This window comes from Stenotrophomonas bentonitica, assembly GCF_002887735.1.
GTDB lineage: Bacteria > Pseudomonadota > Gammaproteobacteria > Xanthomonadales > Xanthomonadaceae > Stenotrophomonas > Stenotrophomonas bentonitica_A.
Map to the genome: position 1 here is coordinate 1 of NZ_PKQP01000035.1, position 376 is coordinate 376.

Sequence of the window (376 nt, forward strand, 5' to 3'; positions counted from 1 at the left end):
AAAACGTAGGAGGCGAGCGTTATCCGGATTCACTGGGCGTAAAGCGCGTGCAGGTGGTTTGGTAAGTTGGGCGTGAAAGCTCCCGGCTCAACTGGGAGAGGTCGTTCAATACTATCAGGCTAGAGAGCAGAAGAGGAAGATGGAATTCCCGGTGTAGTGGTGAAATGCGTAGATATCGGGAGGAACACCAGTGGCGAAGGCGATCTTCTGGTCTGTTTCTGACACTCAGACGCGACAGCTAGGGTAGTAAACGGGATTAGAGACCCCGGTAATCCTAGCCATAAACGATGTGAACTTGGCGTTGGCGGCTTAAACACCGTCAGTGCCGAAGCAAACGCGATAAGTTCACCGCCTGGGGACTACGGCCGCAAGGTTA

The 376-nt window shown here is 53.5% G+C and carries 1 rRNA gene; it reads left to right on the plus strand.

Features of this window, described 5'->3' with window-relative positions:
• Window positions 1-376: ribosomal RNA gene (locus C0R07_RS19640) — 16S ribosomal RNA — on the plus strand; the annotation flags it as partial.